This is a genomic window from Flintibacter muris (assembly GCF_943192995.1).
GTDB lineage: Bacteria > Bacillota > Clostridia > Oscillospirales > Oscillospiraceae > Lawsonibacter > Lawsonibacter muris.
On the sequence record NZ_CALPCP010000011.1, the window covers coordinates 76,907 to 99,337 of the forward strand.

General features: G+C 56.2%; 23 protein-coding genes. 17 read left to right on the top strand and 6 right to left on the bottom strand.

The features are described 5' to 3' along the window. Positions 1 to 32 precede the first annotated feature (32 nt). Entirely contained in the window at positions 33 to 242 is a 210-nt protein-coding gene (locus NFS22_RS10915) for a helix-turn-helix domain-containing protein (RefSeq protein WP_251317794.1), read from the top strand. Between the two features lie 182 nt (positions 243 to 424). On the opposite strand, the gene NFS22_RS10920 is transcribed toward NFS22_RS10915, so the two are convergent. Then, positions 425 to 838, bottom strand: a complete 414-nt coding sequence (locus tag NFS22_RS10920) for an NINE protein (protein ID WP_251317795.1) — start codon at positions 836 to 838, stop codon at positions 425 to 427. 207 nt (positions 839 to 1,045) lie between these two features. Here NFS22_RS10920 and NFS22_RS10925 point away from each other — a divergent pair, with 207 nt between their 5' ends. Next, positions 1,046 to 1,405: a helix-turn-helix domain-containing protein gene (locus NFS22_RS10925; protein ID WP_251317796.1), complete on the top strand. Its 360-nt coding sequence runs from the start codon at positions 1,046 to 1,048 to the stop codon at positions 1,403 to 1,405. Between the two features lie 183 nt (positions 1,406 to 1,588). Here NFS22_RS10925 and NFS22_RS10930 read toward each other — a convergent pair whose 3' ends face one another. Continuing rightward, positions 1,589 to 2,125 carry a hypothetical protein gene (locus tag NFS22_RS10930; RefSeq protein ID WP_251317797.1) on the bottom strand — a complete coding sequence of 179 codons (537 nt, stop codon included), beginning with the start codon at positions 2,123 to 2,125 and terminating at the stop codon, positions 1,589 to 1,591. A gap of 86 nt (positions 2,126 to 2,211) precedes the next feature. Here NFS22_RS10930 and NFS22_RS10935 point away from each other — a divergent pair, with 86 nt between their 5' ends. After that, entirely contained in the window at positions 2,212 to 2,430 is a 219-nt protein-coding gene (locus tag NFS22_RS10935) for a ribbon-helix-helix protein, CopG family (RefSeq protein WP_251317798.1), read from the top strand. Positions 2,431 to 2,899: 469 nt separating this feature from the next. Here NFS22_RS10935 and NFS22_RS10940 read toward each other — a convergent pair whose 3' ends face one another. Together NFS22_RS10940 and NFS22_RS10945 are read right to left on the bottom strand one after the other, a co-directional pair. Then, on the bottom strand, positions 2,900 to 4,123 hold the full coding sequence (locus NFS22_RS10940) for a late competence development ComFB family protein (RefSeq protein WP_251317799.1): 1,224 nt from the start codon (positions 4,121 to 4,123) through the stop codon (positions 2,900 to 2,902). A 23-nt stretch (positions 4,124 to 4,146) separates the two neighbouring features. Further along, a complete protein-coding gene (locus NFS22_RS10945; RefSeq protein WP_251317800.1) occupies positions 4,147 to 4,926 on the bottom strand; it encodes a ParA family protein in 780 nt (259 codons plus the stop codon). Between the two features lie 144 nt (positions 4,927 to 5,070). Between NFS22_RS10945 and fliD the strand changes: the two genes are divergently transcribed. Genes fliD through NFS22_RS10960 form a run of 3 tightly spaced genes read left to right on the top strand, consistent with a single transcriptional unit; the run spans position 5,071 to position 8,711 of the window. Beyond that, complete coding sequence (gene fliD / locus NFS22_RS10950; RefSeq protein WP_251317801.1) at positions 5,071 to 7,908, top strand: flagellar filament capping protein FliD; 2,838 nt, start codon at positions 5,071 to 5,073, stop codon at positions 7,906 to 7,908. Positions 7,909 to 7,932: 24 nt separating this feature from the next. Beyond that, positions 7,933 to 8,319 carry a flagellar export chaperone FliS gene (locus NFS22_RS10955; protein ID WP_251317802.1) on the top strand — a complete coding sequence of 129 codons (387 nt, stop codon included), beginning with the start codon at positions 7,933 to 7,935 and terminating at the stop codon, positions 8,317 to 8,319. After that, the gene (locus NFS22_RS10960) at positions 8,316 to 8,711 is read left to right on the top strand and encodes a hypothetical protein (RefSeq protein ID WP_251317803.1); all 396 of its coding nucleotides are present in this window, start codon (positions 8,316 to 8,318) and stop codon (positions 8,709 to 8,711) included. Before NFS22_RS10955 ends, NFS22_RS10960 begins: the two co-directional genes overlap by 4 nt. A gap of 42 nt (positions 8,712 to 8,753) precedes the next feature. On the opposite strand, the gene NFS22_RS10965 is transcribed toward NFS22_RS10960, so the two are convergent. Then, the gene (locus NFS22_RS10965; RefSeq protein WP_251317804.1) at positions 8,754 to 9,719 is read right to left on the bottom strand and encodes a C39 family peptidase; all 966 of its coding nucleotides are present in this window, start codon (positions 9,717 to 9,719) and stop codon (positions 8,754 to 8,756) included. Between the two features lie 126 nt (positions 9,720 to 9,845). Between NFS22_RS10965 and NFS22_RS10970 the strand changes: the two genes are divergently transcribed. From NFS22_RS10970 to NFS22_RS11020, 11 genes are all read left to right on the top strand, one after another. Further along, positions 9,846 to 10,547 carry a cell division ATP-binding protein FtsE gene (locus tag NFS22_RS10970; protein ID WP_251317805.1) on the top strand — a complete coding sequence of 234 codons (702 nt, stop codon included), beginning with the start codon at positions 9,846 to 9,848 and terminating at the stop codon, positions 10,545 to 10,547. 169 nt (positions 10,548 to 10,716) lie between these two features. After that, complete coding sequence (locus NFS22_RS10975) at positions 10,717 to 12,522, top strand: methyl-accepting chemotaxis protein (protein ID WP_251317806.1); 1,806 nt, start codon at positions 10,717 to 10,719, stop codon at positions 12,520 to 12,522. Positions 12,523 to 12,614: 92 nt separating this feature from the next. Continuing rightward, positions 12,615 to 14,678: a cell division protein FtsA gene (locus NFS22_RS10980; protein ID WP_251317807.1), complete on the top strand. Its 2,064-nt coding sequence runs from the start codon at positions 12,615 to 12,617 to the stop codon at positions 14,676 to 14,678. Between the two features lie 14 nt (positions 14,679 to 14,692). Beyond that, positions 14,693 to 15,643 (top strand): hypothetical protein, encoded by a 951-nt coding sequence (locus NFS22_RS10985; protein ID WP_251317808.1) that lies wholly within the window; start codon positions 14,693 to 14,695, stop codon positions 15,641 to 15,643. Between the two features lie 99 nt (positions 15,644 to 15,742). After that, a complete protein-coding gene (locus tag NFS22_RS10990; RefSeq protein ID WP_251317809.1) occupies positions 15,743 to 15,898 on the top strand; it encodes a putative motility protein in 156 nt (51 codons plus the stop codon). Between the two features lie 83 nt (positions 15,899 to 15,981). After that, positions 15,982 to 16,737 (top strand): GNAT family N-acetyltransferase, encoded by a 756-nt coding sequence (locus NFS22_RS10995; RefSeq protein ID WP_251317810.1) that lies wholly within the window; start codon positions 15,982 to 15,984, stop codon positions 16,735 to 16,737. A gap of 108 nt (positions 16,738 to 16,845) precedes the next feature. Next, the gene (locus NFS22_RS11000) at positions 16,846 to 19,419 is read left to right on the top strand and encodes a heavy metal translocating P-type ATPase (protein WP_251317811.1); all 2,574 of its coding nucleotides are present in this window, start codon (positions 16,846 to 16,848) and stop codon (positions 19,417 to 19,419) included. Further along, on the top strand, positions 19,416 to 19,679 hold the full coding sequence (locus tag NFS22_RS11005; protein WP_251317812.1) for a metal-sensing transcriptional repressor: 264 nt from the start codon (positions 19,416 to 19,418) through the stop codon (positions 19,677 to 19,679). The genes NFS22_RS11000 and NFS22_RS11005 overlap by 4 nt, the downstream gene beginning before the upstream one ends. A 46-nt stretch (positions 19,680 to 19,725) precedes the next feature. Further along, positions 19,726 to 20,220: a flavodoxin family protein gene (locus tag NFS22_RS11010; RefSeq protein ID WP_251317813.1), complete on the top strand. Its 495-nt coding sequence runs from the start codon at positions 19,726 to 19,728 to the stop codon at positions 20,218 to 20,220. 124 nt (positions 20,221 to 20,344) lie between these two features. After that, complete coding sequence (locus NFS22_RS11015; RefSeq protein WP_251317814.1) at positions 20,345 to 20,698, top strand: TSUP family transporter; 354 nt, start codon at positions 20,345 to 20,347, stop codon at positions 20,696 to 20,698. After that, positions 20,695 to 21,060 (top strand): sulfite exporter TauE/SafE family protein, encoded by a 366-nt coding sequence (locus NFS22_RS11020; protein ID WP_251317815.1) that lies wholly within the window; start codon positions 20,695 to 20,697, stop codon positions 21,058 to 21,060. The genes NFS22_RS11015 and NFS22_RS11020 overlap by 4 nt, the downstream gene beginning before the upstream one ends. A gap of 12 nt (positions 21,061 to 21,072) precedes the next feature. Here the strand turns inward: NFS22_RS11020 and metA are convergent, their stop codons facing one another. Further along, positions 21,073 to 21,987, bottom strand: a complete 915-nt coding sequence (metA, locus tag NFS22_RS11025) for a homoserine O-acetyltransferase MetA (RefSeq protein WP_251317816.1) — start codon at positions 21,985 to 21,987, stop codon at positions 21,073 to 21,075. Between the last annotated feature and the right edge of the window lie 444 nt (positions 21,988 to 22,431).

Below are 22,431 nucleotides of genomic sequence, written 5' to 3' on the forward strand. Positions count from 1 at the left end.
AACATTCAAGTGGAAAGTGAGGCTTGAATGTTATGATTTCTTACAACAACTTGTGGAAGGTCATGAAGGAAAAAGGCATTTCGCAATATGCACTGATAAAAAAGTACAACATCAGCCCTGCGCAAATCACCAGATTAAAGAGAAATGAAAGCGTCAGCACTCACACAATAGAAATGTTCTGCAAAATACTGGATTGTGAGGTAGAGGACATTATGAAGTACATTAGGGATGATGAAGTTTAACCTTGTGGCGGGGAAACCCGCCCTTTTTCTTCGCCCTTTCTACATGGGGTATAACCGCCGCCGCGTCCACCGTTTTCGTCCGTTTCCGCCGTGATTTTGTGGCGGTAACGTGTTTTAATATGAAAGCTGGCAGGCTTTTTCGATCAGCTGAGGGGCGGCACGTTGACGTGCCGCCCCAATACTTAATCTCGCAAAGCGTTACCGTTTGCGTCAACAGAAATTTTTCCGGTAAGGATAAAAATGCCATCGACCAGGCCCCAAATTCCAGAAATGACCGGCCCCACGAAGACGAAAGCCCCTACTGTTGCAAGCAGAATATGGATAATGGCTTTTTTGGTATTTCCAAGGTAAAAATCGTGTATTCCCAAACCGCCCAGAAAAATCCCAAGCAGACCCGCAACCAATTTTGACTTAGCGTTTTCCGATGCGTTTGTATTTGCAAGAGAGCACCCACAGCTTAAACATACAGCCGCAACTGGATTTGTTTCTTTCCCACAGTGTGGACAATAGAAATTTCCAGTACCTTTGGATACTCCGCATTTTACGCATACAACCGCATTTTGGTTCATTTCATTCCCGCAATTTCTGCAATACATAGTCTCGCTCCTTTTCATTCTCCCACGTCTAATGGGTTATTTTTATCTATCTGTCATGGTCTTGCTAACAGTCACGCACCAAAACTGATTATACTCTGATTTAATGCTAATTGCAAGAAAAATCTTTATATTTCTATCAATTAGCGTGTTTAATTTCTGGCTGTATGCTGTAAAATCTATCAATAAGGCAGTCGAGGGTGTAATACTATGGATTTAACTCTTATGGGCAGCAAAATCAAGTCGGAACGGAAACGGCTTAACCTGACGTTGGAAACGTTATCAGAACAGGTGGGAATATCCAGAAACTACCTTTGGGAAATAGAGGCCGGACGCAAGGCCCCCGCATTGAATACACTTTTCAATTTAGGTGTTACACTCAATGTGTCTATCGACTATTTGTTAGGGGCCTGCGCCGAAAAGAAAAGCATTAGCAGCAATTCTCCCGTGACAGAGCGCGATTTAGAGATTGCACGGATTATGAAAACACTAAATGGGTATGAAATAAAGGAGTTATCGTTAATATCTGATGTGATACACGATTTTTCAAGATACTTTGAACAGAAATAGCAAGCGCGGCTACTGGAAAGCCGCGCTTGCTTTGGCTACGAGGAACAACCACCGCCGCGTCCGCCGTTTTCGTCCGCGTCCGCCGTGATTTTGTGGCGGTAACGTGTTTTAACATGAAAGCTGGCAGGCTTTTTCGATCAGTTGCAGGGCGGCACGTTGACGTGCCGCCCTGCTATATCGCCGTTACTTCTTTTCGTATGTCACTTCAAGGCCATTATCTGGATGATAGGTCCAAGATACTTTGTATTTATCATTTTCCTCGCTTTGACGCCCCATTAAGGCGGTGGTTTTTATCATTTTGGAGTATACAGAGCCATTAAAACCTAACTGTTCGTTTGCATATCGAATTGCTTTCAGTGCATTCTCCTGTGTGCTGGGAAGCAGGAGGGCCACCACGGCATCATCCATGTTTTCGTATGTATCGGGATATGTATCAATGGTAAAATAGTTGCCGCTTCCGCTAACTATACCTGCAATGTGAAGGCACTCGTCTCTTACCTTTTCAAATTTAGACTTATGGAGGAAAGCAAATGCAACGGCAATGACTACAACGGCGATTACACCCAAGATGGCAAGCTTATTCTTAGCGAATTTTGGCATTAATGCTGCCAGTTTTCCCGCGCCGCCTTTGGCTGCTGGAGCAGCATTCGTCTTATCATCTGGGGAAACCATAGAAACACTTTCCTTCTGCTCAGAATTAACATTCATTTTATCATCCATAACCAATTCTCCTTCTTTAATAGTACTCCTTTTCCATCTGTGTGGTTTTTCTTTGATACCTCCTGTAATGTAAACTGATATCTTTAGTGATATCTAATTGCATTGTACTTTGTACCTCTTTGTCAAGCTATAATTCATTACAGATTAAGAGGCGCGGCGAGGATGGGAACAAGGTTATTACCATTCGGATTAGAGTAGATATCCTTGACGCACTGGACAAAATTGCGGCGGAAACAAACCGTTCGCGCAATGAGCTTATCAACATCATTCTAAGGTATGGAGTGCAAAATATGGAACTTGAATAGCTGGCAGGGGACAAAATAAAATACAATTTTTATCAATAGTAGCATACTTGACATGGGAAAACAATTAACTGGCTGCATAGCATTCCAACAAAAAACACAAGGAACGCTTTTTGCGCCCCTTGTGTTTTTATTTGCTGTTCCTGCCGTTTTTGCGCGTTTTTCCTCGCGATTTTGTGTCGAATAGAAAAAGTGTCAGAAACTGGTGCGGATAATAAATTTGAGATTTTCCCGAAATTATCTCCTGCATTTCATTTATACTTTGATAAATACCATTCGCGGCTGTCCGTCATCCGCACTCTGATAATATCTGGAACTGCCTGCTTTACATGACGATTTATATTCTGCGTCTGCCCGCAGCAGGCAGTCCGGGCCGGAATTGGCCCCTGTCTTGGCGTCACCCCATTTGCTGGATTGTTAACCGGGTTCCAGCAAATGGGGTGTCTTCATTTTGCAGGCGTTTATTGTAAAGTCAATCTTCTTTGCGGTTGTGGTGGGGGTGGTCCATAACGGTTTTACAGGCACGGGTGAGCTGGGCAAAAATGGTGGAGTTAAAGCGGCCCTCGTAGACGGTGAGCATGGGAATGCGGTCCAGCTTGGACAGCACCACATATTTGGGCACCAGGTTGGTAAGGGTAAGGGCCTTGACATCCGCCAGACACTGCTTGCAGGTGCACAGACCGAATTTTTTCATATATCCCGGAGCCTTTTCCTCCACCAGCACCTCCATGATGTTTGTGTAAGACACATCCTCTTCCTCCTGGGGGTTGGGGGCTGGCTTAGGGGCGGGAACGGACTCATTGACAGGGGCGGGCTTGTCCACAGGAGCATTGGCGGCAGCCAGAAGTTTTTCTATTTCCTCCTGGTTCATCTTGCCGCCGGAGGGTGCAGAGGGCGCGGGCGGTTCGGGCGCAGGGGCGGGCTCTTCCGCGGGGGCATTGGCGGCGGCCAGAAGTTTTTCAATTTCCCCCTGGCTCATCTTGCCGCCGGAGGGTGCAGAGGGCGCAGGCGGTTCGGGCGCAGGGGCGGGAGCGGGTTCGTCTGCGGGGGCATTGGCGGCAGCCAGCAGCTTTTCAATTTCCTCCTGGCTCATCTTGCCGCCGGAGGGTGCAGAGGGCGCGGGCGGTTCGGGCACAGGGGCGGGAGCGGGCTCGTCTGCGGGGGCGTTGGCGGCAGACAGCAGCTTTTCGATCTCCTCCTGGCTCATCTTGCCGCCGGAGGGTGCAGAGGGCGCGGGCGGTTCGGGCACAGGGGCGGGAGCGGGCTCGTCTACGGGGGCGTTGGCGGCAGCCAGGAGCTTTTCGATCTCATCCTGACTCATTTTGCCGGCCGAGGTGGCAGGGGACGCGGGGGGCTGTTGTGTGATGGGCAGTTCCGATGCCACTGGGGGCACCTCCTCAATGGTAGATTGTGTGGGCTGTTGAGCCGCCGGCTGGGCGGCGGGTTCCTCCTCCAGCTCCTCCTCCAGGGCACGCTGGATCTGTTGGGACAGATTGTCGTCATTGGCCTGGGCCACCTCCAGAATGGGGGGGAGCAGAGGACGGGAGGGCGCGGAGGTGGAGGGTTCCGTGGCGGCCTCTGCCGGGGAAGTCTCCTCGCCGGCGGGGGCGCCCTCTCTGGGGGCACCGGGGGCGGTGAGAAGGTTTAATACATGGGCGGTTTTGTTGCCTTTGGCATTTTTCTTGTTTGCAGCCATGAAAACGGCTCCTTTCCGAAGTTTCAGGAGTTAGGGAATGTGGGGTCGTACATACGGGCAATCTCGTTGATGAGCAGCCGGAAGTCCCGGGCCACTTTGGACTCCGGGGCGTAGGACAGTACGCTCTCCCCGTGGGCGGGGGCCTCGGCCACCGCCACGCCGGAGCGGATACGGGACTGGAACACCTTGGTGTCCAGCTGCTGGGCAATCTGCTCAGTCATTTCCAGCACCTCACGGTTGAGGGTAAAGCGTTGGTTGAACTTGTTCAGCACAATGCCCAGCACCCGCAGGCGGGAGTTGTAGCACCGGCGGACTGTATCGATAGTCTCCCGGATCTGAGACACGCCCAGCAGGCTGAGTATCTCCGGGGCCATGGGGATGACCAGGCCGTCGGCGGCCACATAGGCGTTTACCGTCAGCACGTTGAGGGCGGGAGGCGTGTCGATAATGATATAGTCATAGTCCTCCGCCACCTCCGCCAGGGCGTTTTTCAGCAAAAACTCCCGGCCGGGCCGGTTAAATTCCAGCTCAGCGGCAGACAGCAGGATGTTGGAGGGCAGGATATCCCCGCAGTCAGACTCCATAACGGCGTCTTTAATACTCTGAGCGCCCTTCAATACGTCGTAGATAGTGGCACAGTTTTCAATATCCAACCCCAGGCAGAAACCCAGACTGCCCTGGGGGTCCAGATCGACGCCCAGTACCCGGGCGCCTCTGCTGTGCAGGCCGTCCATCAGGGCGCTGGACGTGGTGGTTTTTCCCACGCCGCCCTTCTGGTTGGTGATAGTGATGATAGCGGACAAACGATCTCCTCCCATTAAAATCTTTCTCTGAGAGCTATTAACTTAATCATACTACATGCCGATAAAAAAGTACAGAGTATTTTTGCGTTCAATTTCAATAAAAAACCGTTAGAATACAGATACAAGACGGAAGGAGCGATTACTATGGCCTCTATTAGCGGAGCAACAAGCAGCAATACAGTCAGCAGTCTGATGAACAGCGCGAACATGATCAGCGGCCTGGCCAGCGGCCTGGACACAGAAGGCATGATCGAAAGCCTGGTTCAAAGCTATCAAACAAAAATTAATACGCTGAATCAGAAGGTAACCAAGGTGGAGTGGAAGCAGGACGCCTACCGGAGCATTATCAGCAAATTGGTGGGGTTCAGCAATAAGTACACCTCCTACACCTCCAGCAGCAACCTGGCCTCCCCCAGTTTCTTCAACAGCGCCGTGAAGGTGAGTACCCTGGGCCTGTTTGCCGACCGGGTGTCCGCCAGCGGCAAGACCAACAGCGAAATTTCCCTGGACCGGGTGTCTCAGCTGGCCACCGCCGCCCAGTACCGGACTTCCAGCAATCTCAAGGCGGGAGACGGCAAGAGCATTGAGGCCGAAGAGGGCGTTGACCTGATTAACGGCACCACCGAGCTGGGCAAGCTGGGCGGCAGCCTGACACTGACCTACGGCACCAAAACCGTCAGCATCCAGTTTAACCAGGTGAAGGATGTTGAGGCTTTGAAGGAGATTAAAGAGAAAAACGCGGGGATCAGCGAGGATGAGGCTCTGGGCAAGCTCATTGAGCAGAAGCTGGCCGACCAAAAGATTACCTTTAGCAGCGGCGTCGCGGAGACCGCCAATCAGCGCATTAAGGTTGATGTCAATGACGGGCAGATCTCCTTCAGTGAGCTGGGCAACGCGGGCAACGGGCTGTATATTTCCGGAGCCAGCGGCAATGTGGCCAGCGTCCTGGGGCTGGACCTGGAAGACGCCAGCGAGACTCGGCCCACCTCCTTCAGTCTGTCCGGCGGCATGCGCGACAGCCTGACCCAGGATGTAAAAAATTCGGAGTATCTGTCCGGTAAGACCATGAATCTGAGCCTGGACGGCACCACCAAGCAGATCACCATGCCCACCATTAAGGACGGCAAGCTGGTGGATGCTGACGGCAACGCCCTCAAGGATGCCAACGGCAATGACATCTCAGAGCTGAACGCGGATAACTACACCAAGGCGCTGAACGAGGCGGTGCAGAAGGCTTTTAAGGGCAGCAAGATCACCGTGACAAACGCTGATGAGACAGGGGACAGCCTCAAGCTGCGCTTTGACGTGCAGGAGGGCTCCGACCTGATTATCAATACCGACGTGGGCAGTGCCCTGGGTATCGGCAAGACGGCCACCAGCTATCTCAACACCAGCAAGACTCTGGGTGAGCTGCTGGGAGACAAGCTGGGCCAGAACATGACCCAGGCCTATGAGCGGGACGAAAACGGCAAGTATAAGCTGGATGAAAACGGCAATAAGATCCTGCGCACAGACGACAATGGCGACCCAATGTACGACTTTGAGATCAACGGCGTAGTGGTGGGCAGCTACTCCAAGAACAGCACCCTGGCCGAGGTCATGTCCGACATTAACGGCAACTCCGAGGCCGCTATGCAGGTCAGCTACTCTCAGACCACCAAGAACTTCCTGTTCACTTCAAAGGAGACCGGCGTAGAGAGCGAGATCAGCTTTGGCGAGGGCCTGGCCCAGGCCATGTTCGGCTCGACTGAGGTCATCGACCACAGCAGCAGCAGCTTTGCCGACGCCTATGGCATTGATTGGCTGGAAGACGGCGATAGCGCGAAGTTCACATTTGCGATACCCGGAGACAGCCACATTGAATTTGATATCACAAAGGATACCACGCTTGGAGACGTGGTGGATCAGCTGAACGGGTCTGCGCTTAATACAGACTATACCTTTGCCTACAACAAATACACAGGCCAGATTGAGGCGAAGGACAAAAAGAGCGGCGCGCAGGCTGAGCTCAATATAACAGATCGGGATGGCGACGAGGTGAAGTTCGACACCAGCTACGCCCCCAATATCTCCTATACCCCCGGCCAGGACGCCAAGTTTACCGTTACCGTCAACGGCGAGCAGAAGGAGATGACCCGCAGCTCCAACACGGTGACCATCGACGGGCTGTCCATCACCATGAAGGACGTGTTCGACGGCTACAAGAGCGAGGACGGCAAGGAGGACGCCGTGACCAGTGCGGGCAAGCCTCAAAACGCCGTCACCTTTAAGAGCACCACCGACTCCGACAAGATTGTGGACGCCGTGAAGACCATGATCGACGACTACAACACCATGATGGCCGAGATCAAGTCGGCCTACTCCACCCTGCCCTACCAGAAGTCTGACGGCACCTTTGCCGGCTACGAGCCGCTGACCGAAGACGACCGGGCCGGCATGTCGGAGAGCGCCATCGAGCGCTACGAGGAGAAGGCCAAACAGGGTATCCTCTTCGGTGACCGGAACCTGTCCGCCCTCTATGACAAGATGCGCAACGCCTTTGCCGGCACAAACGAGGCGGCCCTGCGCTCTATGGGTATCACCATCAGCTATTCCATCAGTGACGGCGTTCAGGCCGTGACTCTGGACGAGGATAAGCTGCGCGCCGCCCTGGAAAGCGACCCGGAGAAGGTAACTGAGACCTTTACCGGTGAAAACGGCGTGATGCAGAGCATGAAGAACACTCTGGATACCTACGCCAAGACCACCGGCGAGCCCAAGGGTATCCTGATTCAGCAGGCCGGCAGCTCCCTGAGCTCCCTGTCCCTGATGAACAATGCGTGGCAGAAGGAAATTGAAAACTACAACACGCAGATTGAAAAATGGCAGGATAAGCTGACCAGCCAGGTAGAGCGCTACACCAGCCAGTTCAGCCGCCTGGAGCTGCTGATTCAGCAGATGAACTCCCAGAGCTCCACCCTGGCGGGCATGATGGGCGGCTAATGCCGCAAGAAAGGATAATCGTACATGGACGCAAGAGGTTATCAGCAATATAAACAGCAGTCCATCAACTCTATGACCCCGGGGGAATTGCTGCTGCTGCTCTATGATGAGCTGGTCAAACGCAGCACCTTGGCCTCTATTGCCTGGGATAAGCAGGACTGGCCTACCTTTGAGGCGGCGCTGGACCGCTGTACCGATATTGTCAACTACCTGGATGAGACGCTGGACCGCCAGTATCCCATCAGCCGGGATTTAAGCCGGATGTACGACTACTTTACCTATGAGCTGGGGCGTGTCAAAATCGGCAGAAACAAGAAGGAGCTGGAGCGGCTGCGCCCCATGCTGGCCGATATGCGGGACACCTTCCGCGCCGCAGAACGCAACAGCGGCGGGCAGGAGCGCCGGGCATGACAAAGGGAGATTGGCTGGATCTGGCCGTGCTGGAGCGGAAAAAGTATAACTGCCTGTCTGAGGTGATGGATTTGAGCCGGCAGATGGGCGAGGCGCTGGACCGCAGTGATGATGTGTCGGTGCGCATGCTGCTGGCCCTGCGGGAGGACCCTCTGGTCCAGCTGCAGGAGCTGAAACAGGCCATCAACATGAAAAAGGAGAGCCTGTCCCCGGAGGATCGGGAGCGGGTATCCGCTCTTGGTCAGGGGGCCTCCCCCAAGGGGGAGGAGGAGACCACCTACCACAGCCAGGCAGGCGCTGCCCGCCGCCTGCTGGAGCGGATTGTGGAGCTGGATGAACGGCTGAACCGCCGTCTGGCCGGCAAAAATTCCTTCTACGAGCAGAAAAAATAAAGAAATTCCCCCTGTGAGCCAGGGGGATTTCTTTATGAGGCGTTATGGCAGAAAGCTGGGGGAGATTGCCCAGAGAGGACCGCCGCTGTTTCGGGTGGAGGACAGCTCCTCCAAAATCAGCTCAAGGTCCCAGGCGGTCAGACTGCGCTCGGAGCTGGCCGGGTCGCCCACCAGGATGCTGCCATCCAAGGTGACGCCCCGCAGAACTATAAAATGTCCGCCATTGGTAAAGTGGCCCGGTCCCACCAGGGCCACCAGCAGCTGGCCGGTGGCAAGGCATTGGATAATGGTGTCAGAGTCCGTCTCCTCAGGGGGGAGCGAGGTGCAGGTCAAACCGAAATCCTCAGCTACCCCGGGGACGATGGACCAGTAGGAGCCCCGCTTCCGGGCCCAGTAGCCCTGGTCCACGCAGTGCTGGGCCATCCGGGCCGGGTCAACAGAGGTTTCAGTGAGGGTGGAGACCACCATGGCCATGGCCGTTGGCCCGCAGCCGTAGCGGCCAATGGTGTCGGAACCGTAGGGCTCATCCGCCCAGGTGCTGGCAGTCTGGTCATAGTAGACCAGCTCCCGGCTTCCGCCAGTGAGGTACTGCTTGCCCCCCCGTATGGCCAGCGCGGTTACAGAATAGTCGGCCTGCGCCCTGGGGGGCGGCTCCACCTCCTCGCTGTCCACCAGCTGAACCTCGCCGTCAAGCTCCGGGCCGGGTTCCGGGTCTGACTCAGGCTCCCGGGTGAGGTAGTCGTCCAGGCGGCGCAGGCCGACCTGAACCTGATAGACGCCTTCGGCCACGGCGGAGTCGAAGCGCTGGCCCAGGCGGTCCCAGGCCGCCTCGCCCAGCTCCCCCGCCCGCCGGGCGGCCTCCCGAACGGGGGCGGTGATGGCGCTGTATACGTCAGGCGCCCGCCAGGCGCAGACTAGAAGCTCCACAGATCCAATGCAGACCACGGCCAGCAGAAGAACAGGGAAGATATATCGTTTCCACTTTCCCGGTCGCTCATAATTTTTCACAGTCGCCCTCCACATTTAAAAATAGTTCTTTTCAACTGCTTCAAAAACGATTATACTACAAGAAGCGATTTTTTTGAACTATAAATTTATGGCGCACCATCATGAAAGCAAGGAGCCGTAGGAGAAATGCCAGAAATACGCATGGAAAAAGTATCAAAAATATATAAAACTGAGGATAAGCGCAAGCATTACGCGGTGCGTGAACTGGATTTCACTGTGCAGCAGGGGGAATTTGTCTTTCTGATCGGCAGCAGTGGGGCGGGAAAGAGCACTATGCTGAAGCTGATCGGGGGGGAGATCGCCCCGGAAGAGGGCGCCGTGTATGTGGACAACGTCAATATCTCCCGGTTTTTTGGCCCCTGGAAGGTGCGGCTGACCCGTACCTTCGGCATTGTCAGCCAGCAGACGCTGCTGATCCGCAAGCGGACCATTATGGAAAATCTGATGGTGGCCGGCCGGGCCAGCGGGATGCAGCGCAAGAGCAAAGCGGCGGCGGAGAAGGCCCTGGGCCTTGTGGGCCTGCCCAATGTGGGGGATTGCTTCCCCGCCCAGTTGTCCATTGGTGAGGTGCGCCGGGTGGAGCTGGCCAGGGCGCTGCTCAGCAGTCCGCCGCTGCTGCTGCTGGATGAGCTTACCGCCAACCTGGATGATGACACCATCTGGGACATCATGCACCTGCTCAACGAGCTGAACAGCCGAGGCACCACCATCATCATGGCGACCCATGCCAGCCAGTATGTCAACATTATGCGCCGCAGGGTAATCACGCTGGTGGACGGAAAATTGGCCGGAGACGTCCAGCACGGGAAATACGGCGATATTGTTTGAAAATTTGTGGGAAAATGGAAGGTTAGTTTTGATTTTCTGCCAAAACAGGGAAGTAGAGGAAAAAAAGCAAAAATCTTGACTTTTTCTTGCGTCTCAAGGGAAAGTGGTGTATAATACAAGTCAAGATGCTCACGCCGCGCGCGCGGGAAGAAATTGGGAGGAATACAGCATGAACTTTAAGAACATGTCCATCAGGAAAAGCCTGATCGTAGGCTTTGGCACAACAATTTCGGTTTCCGTTATCATCATCATCACCGCGCTGGTTATGATGAACTTGCAGAAGAATGCCTATCAGGATATCCTTGACCACTATGTAAAGACCAACCAGCTGGTTTCCGACTGCCGGATCAACTACAATATCGCAGCCCGCAATCTGCGGGATGTAGCCCTCTCCGGCAATCAGGATGGACTTGCCGCTGTTACCAGCAAGTTGAAAGAGCTTGACAGTGAAATTGCCGAGATGAAAGAGACCTATCCTGCGGAGTTGAGCGACCGAAGCCTGCTCAACGCTTTTGTCAATACCCTGGATGCCTGGTCCGGCGAGGCGGAGAAGATTGCCGAGGTTGTCAAGACCGACCGCAACCGTGCGGCGGAGATGATTGTCAACGAGTGTACTCCTGCGCTGGACGCCGCCGCCACCGCTGGTACGGTGCTGGCAGAGGATCTTCAGGCAAAGCAGGAAGATATTATTGACAAGCAGAACTTAACCTCTAATATTGGTCTGGCTGTTATCATCGCTGTGATGATCGTTGCTACACTGGTTGTACTGATGATGGCTACCAAGATCATCCGCAGCATTGTGGAGCCCAGCAACCAGGTGCGCAGTGCGCTGGTCGGTTTCAGCCAGGGCAATCTGGGTGTTCAGGTGGACTACACAGGCAAGAACGAGCTGGGCGAGATGTGTGACGCGCTGCGTACCAGCCAGCATGTTCTGGGCGAGTGTATCAGCGATACCTGCCATCTGCTGGCCGAGATGGCCGCTGGCAATTTCAACGTACGTACAAAGGACGAGGCCATTTATGTGGGCGCTCTGAGCCAGATTCTGTCCTCCGTGCGTGAGATCAACCGCAGCATGAGCGACGACCTGACTCAGATCAGCCAGAGCTCCGACCAGGTGGCCGCCGGCTCCGACCAGGTGTCCAACAGCGCCCAGGCTCTGGCCCAGGGCGCCACCGAGCAGGCCAGTGCCGTTCAGGAGCTGTCCGCCACCATCGCCGATATCTCCGAGAACGCCAAGAAGACCGCCGAATCCGCCGAGCAGGCGGGCCAGTCCGTCCGTGAGGCCGGCAACCAGATTACCACCAGCGTGGAGTATGTCAAGCAGCTGAATGTGGCTATGGATAACATCTCCAGCTCCTCTCAGGAGATTGGCAAGATTATCGCCACCATTGAGAATATCGCCTTCCAGACCAACATCCTGGCCCTGAACGCTGCCGTTGAGGCCGCCCGCGCGGGCTCCGCCGGCAAGGGCTTCGCCGTGGTGGCTGACGAGGTGCGCAATCTGGCCACCAGATCCGACGAGGCCGCCAAGGCCACCAAGGACCTGATCGACGGCTCCATGTCCGCCGTCCGTGAGGGCACCGAGGCCGTGAGCAAGGTTACCACCTCTCTGGAGCAGACCAACGAGCTGGCCAGCGGAGTTGTGGGCATGATGGAAGTTGTGGTGGAGGCCGTGGAGAGCCAGACTCAGGCCATTATGCAGGTTACCGAAGGCATTGACCAGATCTCCGCTGTGGTCCAGACCAACTCCGCCACCAGTGAGGAGTCCGCGGCCGCCAGCGAGGAGCTGTCCAGCCAGGCCACGCTGATGAAGGAGCTGCTGTCCCGCTTCAAGCTGCGTCAGGATTTCGGTTATAGCAGTTCCAAGCCTCAGCCCTCCTACAGCGCTGCCCCCGCCTCCTCCGGCTGGGACAGCAGTGATGATGATGGCTATTCCGGCGGCGGTTCCAATCCTTTTTCCAGCGTTAAGTATTAAGCAGGCGCCCTGAGCGCGTACTGTAAAGGATATGGCGCCCCGACCATCGGGGCGCCATATTCGCAATCAAGGACCATGGGAGGTACACGCGGATGATGAAAAAAAAGCCCCAGGACAGCGGTTTGATTTTTGCGCTGGACATCGGGACCCGCAGCATCATCGGCATCGTTGGCCGGGTGGTTGACGAGCGCTTACAAGTGCTGGCCATTGAAAAGGAAGAACACGGCAAACGGGCCATGCTGGACGGCCAGATTGAGGACATCGCCCAGGTGGCCAAGGTGGCCCGACGGGTGACGGACCGCCTGGAGAAAAAACTGGACTGTTCCCTGGAGCGGGTGTGCGTGGCGGCGGCTGGCCGCGCCCTGCGCACTGAACAGGGCAGCTATACTATGGAATTTCCAGAAGTCACCCGCATTACCAACGATATGATCAGCAGGCTGGAGAGCGGCGCGGTGTCAGAGGCCGAGGCCATGCTGGGTCAGGTTCAGGAGGGGGAGCGGCGCTTTTATCTGGTGGGCTACACCGTTGCCGGGTACCACCTGGACCATTACCCCATGTCCACCCTGCGCAACCACACCGGCCAGATATTAGAGGCCACGGTGGTGGCCACCTTTCTCCCCCGGGAGGTTGTGGAGAGCCTCTATTCCGTGATGGAGGCCTCCGGCCTGGAGGTGGCCAGCCTGACCCTGGAGCCTATTGCCGCCCTCAATGCGGCCATCCCAGCCGATCTGCGCCTGCTTAATCTGGTGCTGACCGATATCGGTGCGGGCACTTCGGACATTGCAGTGTGCCGGGACGGTGCCGTGGTAGGCTACACCATGGCTACCATTGCCGGTGACGAGATTACCGAGGAGCTGATGCGCCGCTTCCTGATCCCCTTTGCCACAGCGGAGCGGATGAAGACCCAGCTGGACGAGGAGACCATCACCTACCGGGACGTGCTGGGCCTGGAGCAGACTGTTTCCGGTGCGGTGGTGCGGGAGACGGTACAGCAGCCTGCCTATGCCTTGGCCCAAGAGATTGCCCAGCGGGTGACCGCCCTCAACGGCGGAGCCCCGTCTGCCCTCTTTTTAGCGGGAGGGGGCAGCAAGCTGGATGGAATCCTGGAGATGGTGGCCGAGGCACTGGAGATGGATGAAAACCGGGTCGCTTTGGCGGGAAACAATTATGATATTACCGCCTTTTCTGATGACTATGACCTGAACGACCCGGAGCTGGCTACCCCCCTTGGCATTGCGGTGTCTGCCGGCTTGGGACTGATTAGTGACAGCTACCGCATTATGCTCAACGGCAAGCCCGCCAAGCTGTTCCGCAGCGGCGCGCTGACTGTGCTGGAGCTGCTGATGATGAACGGCTACAACTCTGCGGACCTGTTGGGCCGGACGGGCAAAAATTTAAATATTACAGTGGATGGACAGCGGATGTTCTTCCGAGGTGAACCGGCGGTCCCCTGTGTGTTGAAGCTGAATGGGGCGGAGGCCGCCCCCTCAGCGGTTGTCTATGCGGGGGACAGCATTGAGTTTACTCCGGCGGTGTCCGGCTCTCCCGCAAAGCGCACGTTGAAGGATCTGCTCGGGGCCGACTTTACTGGCGGTGTGACCCTCAACGGCAGGCTGGCTGATCTGGGCACGCTGCTGAATACCGGGGATCAGATTGTCACCTCTGCCCACGGTGTCCATTCCGGACAGCGGGCCGCTGTGACTGAGCCCCCGAAGACAGCGCCTCCCAGGGTGGAGACTCCAAAAGTAGAACCGGCCAGAACAAAGGTTCCCAGAGCGGAGCCTCCAAAAGTGGGGCCCCCAAGGGCGGTCCCTCCCAAGGCGGCGGCCCCCAAACCGGAGCTTGTCCGTGAGGAGGTCCAAGAGCGTCCCGCCGCCCCGCCCTCCCGCCCTGGGGAAAAGGAGCCTGAGCCGGCCCCCGTGAAGCGGCCCCGGTTAAACGGTGTGCTGCAAGTGGCGCTCAATGGAAAAACGCTGATTCTGCCCGGCAAACCGGAGGGAGTGCCCTATTTTGTGATGGACCTTTTAGAGCACTCCGGTATTGATTTTGAGCATCTGGACCGGGGTGTGGAGCTGCAAGTAAACGGGGAGGAATGCGCGTTCACCCAGGAGCTGCGTCCCCAGGATGAAGTAATCATCCGGTATTTGGAAACATAATGGAGTGATCTGTCTTGAAAAAAGCGAAAAAAGTGAAAGCCGCAAATGTTGAAAACGGAGAAAATACTGGCAAGAAGAAGGGCGGCAAGAAAAAGCTGCTTCTGATTCCCGTTGCTCTGGTACTGGTGGCCGCCATTGCGGCGGCGGCGGTGTTTTTTGTGCTGCCCCACTTCGGGATTGACCTGCTGCACAAGGAGCTTACACCTGAGGAGCAGATAGAGGAGCCCATTCCCAAAAAAGGGGTGGAGACCTATGTGGTGGGGGCGGACAGCGTCCCGTCTCTTGATACCATCCTGGAGGAGGGCGACGGAGCGCTGATTGCCCTGCGCAGTCCCGGAAAGTCGAAGGGTGACAGCTCCGGCGGGGTGGATGACCGGTTCACCTATATTTACGAGCTGAACAGCTTTGCCGACATCATGAACCGCTATCTGGACGTTATGATGGGCAGTGAGCAGGGCTTTTACATCACTGATGAGAGCTATGTAGTCCAGGAGGAGCGTCCGGAGCTTCAGGACGCCGAGGGAGTTTTGATTCTGGCGCGTAATGCGGCAGTGGCCGAAGGGGAGGAGGCGGAGACCAGCCGCGTCTTCCAGCTGGTGATTGGCTGGTCCCAGTCCAGCGCCAACCTGGCCGTACGGGTATCCACGGCGGAGGGCAAGATTTCCTTCCCGAAGAAGGAGACAGAGCCCGACAAGACCCAGGAGCCCTCCAGCGTGAGTATGCAGATGGAACAGCTGCGGGGCATGTCCCCCGCCCACCTGGGCCTGTCCGGAGACTCTATGGATCAATACACTATTTTCCCCGTGGACGGCTTTGTGAAGGTAGACGGCATGGATTGCCGCCGGTTCAATGTGTATGAAAGCAGTAACCCGGGCAGCATTGCGGGAGTGTACCTGTTCAGCGTGGAAGGCGATCATGTGTATGTGCTGGACCCCAACACCAACAGCGTGAGCACCATACGCTGATACAAAGGGAAACCTTGATTCTACACTTAAGAAGGCGGAAGTTTTTGCCGATATTCTAAACGGAGCGACACCAAATTTACTTGGAAGGGAGGGTTACATATGGATGGTCTCAGCGCTGCCCAGTTTCAGACCAATTATACCTTTGGCCTGATGAAAATGGCTATGAGAGATATGGAAACTCAGGCGCAGGATATGATCGAAATGCTGTCCGATGTGCCCGCGCCCGCCCAGTACGGTTTTGACGTGTGGGCGTAACACAGTCGGATCGTTCCAGCAACCAAAAGCGGTGTGAGGCTTGGCTCTCACACCGCTTTGCTGTATGGAGAGGAGAGATTGCAATGACAGACAAAATTGCGGAGCTTTTTGCGGGCTGGGAGTCCCCCATGGTGCAGGCCTGCCTCCAGGGGCGTATGGGGAAGCTGACCCGCTGGGGCGAAGACAGTGCCCTGGCCTCAATCGGCGACTTTTGCTTTCTGGCGGGCAGGCCGGTGCCTGAACTGGTGGCCCAGACAGCCGCCCCCATTCTGGTCCCCTGCGGTGGGGGCTGGTCGGAACAGATCAAGGCCATTCTGGGGGAGAGGGCCCTTCCCTTTACCCGATATGCCACCCAGCACGCGCCGGAGAATTTTGACCGACGCAGGTTATTTACCTTTATAACCTCTGTGCCCCAGGGATTTTCGATTAGACCTATCGATAAGGAGATCTACTTTACACTGATGGAGAAAGAGTGGGCCCGGGACCTGTGCGGCTGCTTTGAACGTGCAGAGGAGTTTCTGGAACAGGGACTGGGTTTTGTGGTCACAGCGGGCGGCGGCCTGCCGGTGGCGGGGGCGGCGTCCTACGCCGTCTGCGCCGGGGCTATTGAGATTGAGATCGACACACGCCCGGATTACCGCCGTATGGGACTGGCCTCCGCCTGCGGGGCGAAGCTGATCCTGGAGTGCCTGAAAGGAGGAATTTATCCCGGCTGGGACGCCCACGACAGCCGCTCTGTGTCTCTAGCCCAAAGACTGGGCTATCAGCTGGACCGGCCCTACACCGCTTACTGGGTGGAGGAAAAGGTGCGCAAGCGGTGGCCGTCGGGAATAAATTAAGGAAAAAAGTTTAAACTGCCACTTGACAAAGTCGGACGGCAAGGTTATGATAGAAACACCCCACCCCGGGGGGGTGGTAAAGCTAACCTTGAAAGTCAGGTGAATCAAATGGCAAAACAAAAGTTCAATATTACAGGCATGACCTGTTCCGCCTGCTCCGCCCATGTGGAGAAGGCGGTGCGCAAGCTGGAGGGCATCCGGGCCGCCGATGTCAGCCTGATGACCAACTCTATGACGGCGGAATATGACGAGGCGGTCCTATCCCCGGAGGATATTATCGCCGCGGTAATACAGTCCGGATACGGGGCGGCCCTGCCACAAAAGGCGGGAGCGAAGGTCCAGGCCGCGCCCCAGGAGGACGTGGTGGGCCAAGAGCTGGCCGCCATGAAAAGGCGGCTGATCTGGTCCTTTGTGTTCCTCATCCCGCTGTTTTATATCTCCATGGGACACATGATGGGTGCGCCGCTGCCCGCCTTTCTGCTGGGCCATGAGAACGCGGTGGCCTTTGGGTTGACCCAGCTGCTGCTCACCCTGCCCATTATGTATATCAACGATAAGTATTATAAGGTGGGATTCAAAACCCTTTGGAATCGGGCTCCCAATATGGACAGCCTGATTGCGGTGGGTTCCGCCGCCGCCGTTGTTTACGGCGTTTTTGCCATCTACCAGATGGGCTTCGGCCTGGGTCACGGCGACATGGATCTGGTGGCAAAGTACCATATGGACCTGTATTTCGAATCCGCCGGCATGATCCTCGCCCTGATTACGCTGGGCAAGTTTCTGGAGACCCGTTCCAAGGGCAAGACCTCTGAGGCCATCACCCGGCTGATGGACCTGGCCCCCAAGACAGCCCATGTGCTCCGGGACGGTGCCGAAGTGGAGATTCCCGTGGAGGAGGTCCAGGTGGGGGACCGGGTGGTTGTCCGGCCGGGACAGTCCATCCCGGTGGACGGGGTCATTTCAGAGGGGGTATCCGCCGTGGACGAGTCCGCCCTCACCGGCGAGTCCCTTCCCGTGGACAAGGGTCCGGGGGACAAGGTGGCCGCCGCATCCATCAACAAGTCGGGCTCCTTTATCTTTGAGGCCAGCCGGGTGGGGGAGGACACCACCCTGGCCCAGATGATCCGCCTGGTGGAGGAGGCCTCGGCATCGAAAGCCCCCATTGCCAAGCTGGCTGACAAGGTGGCCGGAGTGTTTGTCCCAGTGGTGATGGGCATTGCCCTTGTCGCCGCTCTGGCCTGGCTGGTCACCGGCCACACCGTCACCCAGGCCCTCACCGCCGGGGTAGCCGTATTGGTGATTTCCTGTCCCTGCGCCCTGGGACTGGCTACCCCCGTGGCCATCATGGTGGGCACCGGCAAAGGGGCGGAAAACGGCATTTTGATCAAATCCGCCGAGGCCCTGGAGCTGCTCCACACCGTGAATACCGTGGTGCTGGACAAAACAGGCACCCTCACCCAGGGCAAGCCGGTGGTCACCGACATCCTGCCCGCCCCCGGCTTGCCTGAAGACGGCCTGCTCTGTACGGCTTTCTGCCTGGAGGGTCCCTCAGAGCATCCTTTGGCCGCCGCCATTGTGGAGGAAGCCGAACGGCGGAATATCCCCATCACCTCTGTGGGAAACTTCACCGCTGTCCACGGACGGGGTGTCCGGGCTGAGTTGGGCAAGCACATCTATATTGGCGGCAACCGGGCCATGATGGAGGAGGCGGGCATTGATCCCGGTCCTCTGGCCCGGCAGGCCGACGCGCTGGCTGCTCAGGGCAAGACGCCCCTCTACTTCGGGGATGAGACAGAGAAAAAAATACTGGGCGTTATCGCCGTGGCCGACACGCCCAAGCCCTCCAGCAGAGACGCCGTGGCCGCCTTCAAGGAGCTGGGGCTGGAGGTGGTCATGCTTACCGGCGACAATAATCGCACCGCCGAGGCAATCGGCAGAGAGCTGGGAGTAACCCAGGTCATGGCCGAAGTCCTGCCCCAGGACAAGGAGCGGAAGATCGCCTCCCTTCAGGGGGAGAGCAAGAAGGTGGCCATGGTGGGGGACGGCATCAACGACGCCCCCGCCCTGGCTAGGGCCGACGTGGGCCTGGCGATCGGAGCGGGCACCGATGTGGCCATTGAGTCGGCCGACATTGTGCTGATGAAATCTGACCTGCTGGATGTGGCCGCCGCTGTGGAGCTGTCTCGGGCCACCATCCGGAACATCAAGCAGAACCTGTTCTGGGCCTTCTTTTACAACTCCCTGGGTATCCCTCTGGCCGCCGGCGTATTCTACGCCGCCCTGAACTGGCAGCTCAACCCCATGTTTGCCGCCGCCGCCATGAGTCTCAGCTCTGTGACGGTGGTAACCAACGCCCTGCGCCTGCGCTTTTTCAAGAGCAAATACCGGTCTGAAGCTCCAGCGGAGCAAGCCTGCAAGGGCTCCTGCCCCCTGGAGATACAGGATAAAACAAATCAAGGAGGAAACAAAACCATGAACAAGACCATGAAAATTGAGGGCATGATGTGTACCCACTGCACCGGCCGGGTGGAAAAGGCCCTGGCCGCCATTGACGGCGTAACCGCCGTGGAGATGAGCCTGGAGGGCAAGTCTGCCTCCCTGACCCTCAGCAAGGATGTGGATAACCAGGCGCTCACCGACGCCGTAACCGAGGCGGGGTATGAGGTGGTGTCCGTCCAGTGAAGGCCGATCCCGTCCAGGTCAACCGCCTGCTGAAAACCGCCCGGGGCCAGATTGACGGTATTTTGAAAATGGTGGAGGAGGACCGCTACTGCCTGGACATCTCCAGCCAGATCATGGCCGCCCAGTCCATCCTGAAAAAAGCCAACCGCATGGTCCTCCGGGCCCACATGGACTGCTGTGTCCGGGAGGCGGTGGCCTCCGGCGACCCCGGCCCCAAGCTGGAGGAGCTGGCCGCCCTGCTGGATAAGCTGGCGGAATAAACTGCTTTTCTCGCAATGCAATGAAAAGAAAGAGTGCAAAACGATTATGAAAATGGCAGTTATTTATCACTCGGTCACAGGCAACACCAAAAATATGGGAGAGCAGATAGTAAAGGGCATGAACTGTGTGGAAGGCGTTGAGGCCAAAGGGTTTCCTATTGAGGACGTAGACGTGGAATTTGTGAAGGAAGCGAAGTGTGTGGTGTTCGGCTCCCCCATTTATGCGGCGCATATTACCGGGCAGATGATGAACTACCTGCTGGCAGAGGGAGGAAAGCTTGAACTGGCCGGGAAGCTTGCGGGAGCATATACCACCGCTCAGTATGTTCACGGCGGCGGAGAGCTTGGTATCCGTGAAATGCTGGACCACTGCATGGTAATGGGGGCGCTTACTTACTCAGGCGGAGCGTCCTTTGGTAAACCGGTGATTCACCTTGGCCCGGTGGGGATTGACATTACGCTGAACATTCATGAATTTGCAGAAAACTTTGTGGTCTATGGAACACGGATGGCAACGAAAGCAAAGGAGCTCTTTTCATAATTCCCCTTGCAGCTGCTTAACAAGAAGCGTTTGCGAAAAACTTTGTTTTCTTTCCGCCTTTTCAAAAGAGAAGACACATAAAATGCCCCCTTTCAGGCACACTAACCTGGAAGGGGGCGGTTTTTTGCGCTCAAAATGGAAATACGCCATAGCCGGGGGGCTGGCCGGTATTGCCAACGGTCTGTTCGGCGGCGGGGGCGGGTCGGTGTTTGTCCCTCTGCTTACCAGATACTGCAAGCTGGACCAGCGGCGGGCCTTCGCCACCTCGGTGGCGGTAATTCTGCCCCTGTGCGCCCTGTCAGTGGTCATTTACCTGTTTCGGGGCGGGCTGGACTTGATAACCGCCCTGCCCTATCTAATTGGCGGCACCGCAGGGGGCTGGGCCGGGGGAAAGTGGTTCAAAGGGACTAAGATGCCCTGGCTCAAGCGGGCCTTCGGCCTGTTGCTGATCTATGGAGGGGTGAGGAGCTTTTTGTGAAAAATTGGATATTGCCGCTGATTGTAGGCGGAGCCACAGGGGTGTTGTCCGGGTTCGGCGTGGGAGGCGGGACGCTGCTGCTGGTCTATATGACAGCCTTTGCCGGGGTGGACCAGCGCCTGGCCCAGGGGATCAATCTGCTCTACTTTCTCCCCGCCGGGCTGATGGCCCTGCCCGCCCACATGAAAAACGGCTATATTGAAAAGCCGGTCCTCCTCCCCGCCATAGGTGCAGGACTGATCTGTGCCGCCCTGTCCGCCTGGGCGGCCACCGCCATTGAGGTGGGATTGCTGAAAAAATGCTTTGGCGCGTTCTTAATCGTAATCGGGTTAATTGAGCTGTTTGGAAGGAAAAAAGAGTAAGACTGCCCTTGTTTAAATCTGTGTAATATCGTAAGGCGTCGTCTGATAGACGTAATAATTGAGCCAATTTGTGTAAAACAGCTGTCCGGCGGAGCGCCACTGGACGACAGGGGGGCGGCTGGGATCGTCGTTGGGGAAGTAATGCTTAGGCACATCAATGGGCAGTCCCTTTTCCACATCCCGGTAGTACTCCCGGGACAGGGTGTCCGGATCATACTCCGGGTGTCCGGTAATGAAAAAGCGGCGGTTGTCCTCGCTCTTGACGGCGAAAACTCCGGCCTCCTCTGACACAGCCAGCATTTCCAGCTCCGAAATCCTGCGTATATCCTCCTCATGGTTCTCTGTGTGCCGGGAGTGAGGGACATAAAACACATCATCAAACCCCCGGAACAGAGGGGACTGCGTTTTCAGCGCGGTATGGGGAAAGACGCCAAAGAGCTTTTTGTCCAGGGAGTACTTGGGGATACCGTAGTGGTGGAACAGCCCCGCCTGAGCCCCCCAGCACACATGGAGGGTGGAGTGAACATGGGTGCTGGTCCAGTCCATAATTCTGCACAGCTCCGGCCAGTAGTCCACATCAGTGAAATCGTAGTTTTCCACCGGGGCACCGGTGATAATCATGCCATCAAATTTCCGGTCCATAATTTGATCGAATGTGGTATAAAAGGAGGACAGATGACTGGCATCTGTATTCTGAGAAGTGTGACTGGACATCTGGAGCAATTCCACCTGGACCTGAAGAGGGGAATTGGACAGCTTGCGCAGCAGCTGGGTCTCGGTGACAATTTTAGTGGGCATCAGATTCAAAATGAGCAGATTAAGCGGGCGCATATCCTGATGAATGGCCCGATACTCGGTCATAACAAAGATGTTTTCACCCTCTAAGGTCGCCCTGGCGGGCAGGGAGTCGGGAATTTTGATGGGCATAGTATCCCTCCTTACTCATATAGTAAAAGGTTAGCACAAGCGCTGTCTTTGTGCAAGAGGAAATTATACAGGAGTTTGTCCGCTAATGGCGGACTTTTGAGGCGGATTCCGGGACAGAGCAGGCAAAAATAGGGTTTTTTAGAAAAAATTAAAAAAATTTGAAAAAAACTATTGACAAAGGATGGACGGAGTGGTATTATGTCGAAGCTGTCCGCGAGGACAACGTATCTGAAGCGGTCAGCCGGGCGAGAGAACAAAAGATTTTGAAAAAAGTCGAAAAAAGTTCTTGACAAAGGCTGGTAAGTGTGTTAAGATATGAAACCGTTGCGGCAGCAACGAACCACCGGTCAGGCTAAGTATGGCACGAAAAAAGATTCAAAAAAATCTAAAGAAGTGCTTGACAAAGCGAAACTGATGTGGTAAGATAATCCCCGCCGCTGATGA

Excerpts from the sequence above, each read along its gene's own strand:
- NFS22_RS10960 (WP_251317803.1), top strand. The coding sequence starts at position 8,316 with ATGACAAAGGGAGATTGGCTGGATCTGGCCGTGCTGGAGCGGAAAAAG.
- NFS22_RS10955 (WP_251317802.1), top strand. The coding sequence starts at position 7,933 with ATGGACGCAAGAGGTTATCAGCAATATAAACAGCAGTCCATCAACTCT.
- NFS22_RS10990 (WP_251317809.1), top strand. The coding sequence starts at position 15,743 with ATGGATGGTCTCAGCGCTGCCCAGTTTCAGACCAATTATACCTTTGGC.
- NFS22_RS10915 (WP_251317794.1), top strand. The coding sequence starts at position 33 with ATGATTTCTTACAACAACTTGTGGAAGGTCATGAAGGAAAAAGGCATT.
- NFS22_RS10940 (WP_251317799.1), bottom strand. The coding sequence starts at position 4,123 with ATGGCTGCAAACAAGAAAAATGCCAAAGGCAACAAAACCGCCCATGTA.
- NFS22_RS10980 (WP_251317807.1), top strand. The coding sequence starts at position 12,615 with ATGATGAAAAAAAAGCCCCAGGACAGCGGTTTGATTTTTGCGCTGGAC.
- NFS22_RS10970 (WP_251317805.1), top strand. The coding sequence starts at position 9,846 with ATGCCAGAAATACGCATGGAAAAAGTATCAAAAATATATAAAACTGAG.
- fliD (WP_251317801.1), top strand. The coding sequence starts at position 5,071 with ATGGCCTCTATTAGCGGAGCAACAAGCAGCAATACAGTCAGCAGTCTG.
- NFS22_RS10930 (WP_251317797.1), bottom strand. The coding sequence starts at position 2,125 with ATGGATGATAAAATGAATGTTAATTCTGAGCAGAAGGAAAGTGTTTCT.
- NFS22_RS10975 (WP_251317806.1), top strand. The coding sequence starts at position 10,717 with ATGAACTTTAAGAACATGTCCATCAGGAAAAGCCTGATCGTAGGCTTT.
- NFS22_RS10995 (WP_251317810.1), top strand. The coding sequence starts at position 15,982 with ATGACAGACAAAATTGCGGAGCTTTTTGCGGGCTGGGAGTCCCCCATG.
- metA (WP_251317816.1), bottom strand. The coding sequence starts at position 21,987 with ATGCCCATCAAAATTCCCGACTCCCTGCCCGCCAGGGCGACCTTAGAG.
- NFS22_RS11010 (WP_251317813.1), top strand. The coding sequence starts at position 19,726 with ATGAAAATGGCAGTTATTTATCACTCGGTCACAGGCAACACCAAAAAT.
- NFS22_RS10920 (WP_251317795.1), bottom strand. The coding sequence starts at position 838 with ATGTATTGCAGAAATTGCGGGAATGAAATGAACCAAAATGCGGTTGTA.
- NFS22_RS10925 (WP_251317796.1), top strand. The coding sequence starts at position 1,046 with ATGGATTTAACTCTTATGGGCAGCAAAATCAAGTCGGAACGGAAACGG.
- NFS22_RS11000 (WP_251317811.1), top strand. The coding sequence starts at position 16,846 with ATGGCAAAACAAAAGTTCAATATTACAGGCATGACCTGTTCCGCCTGC.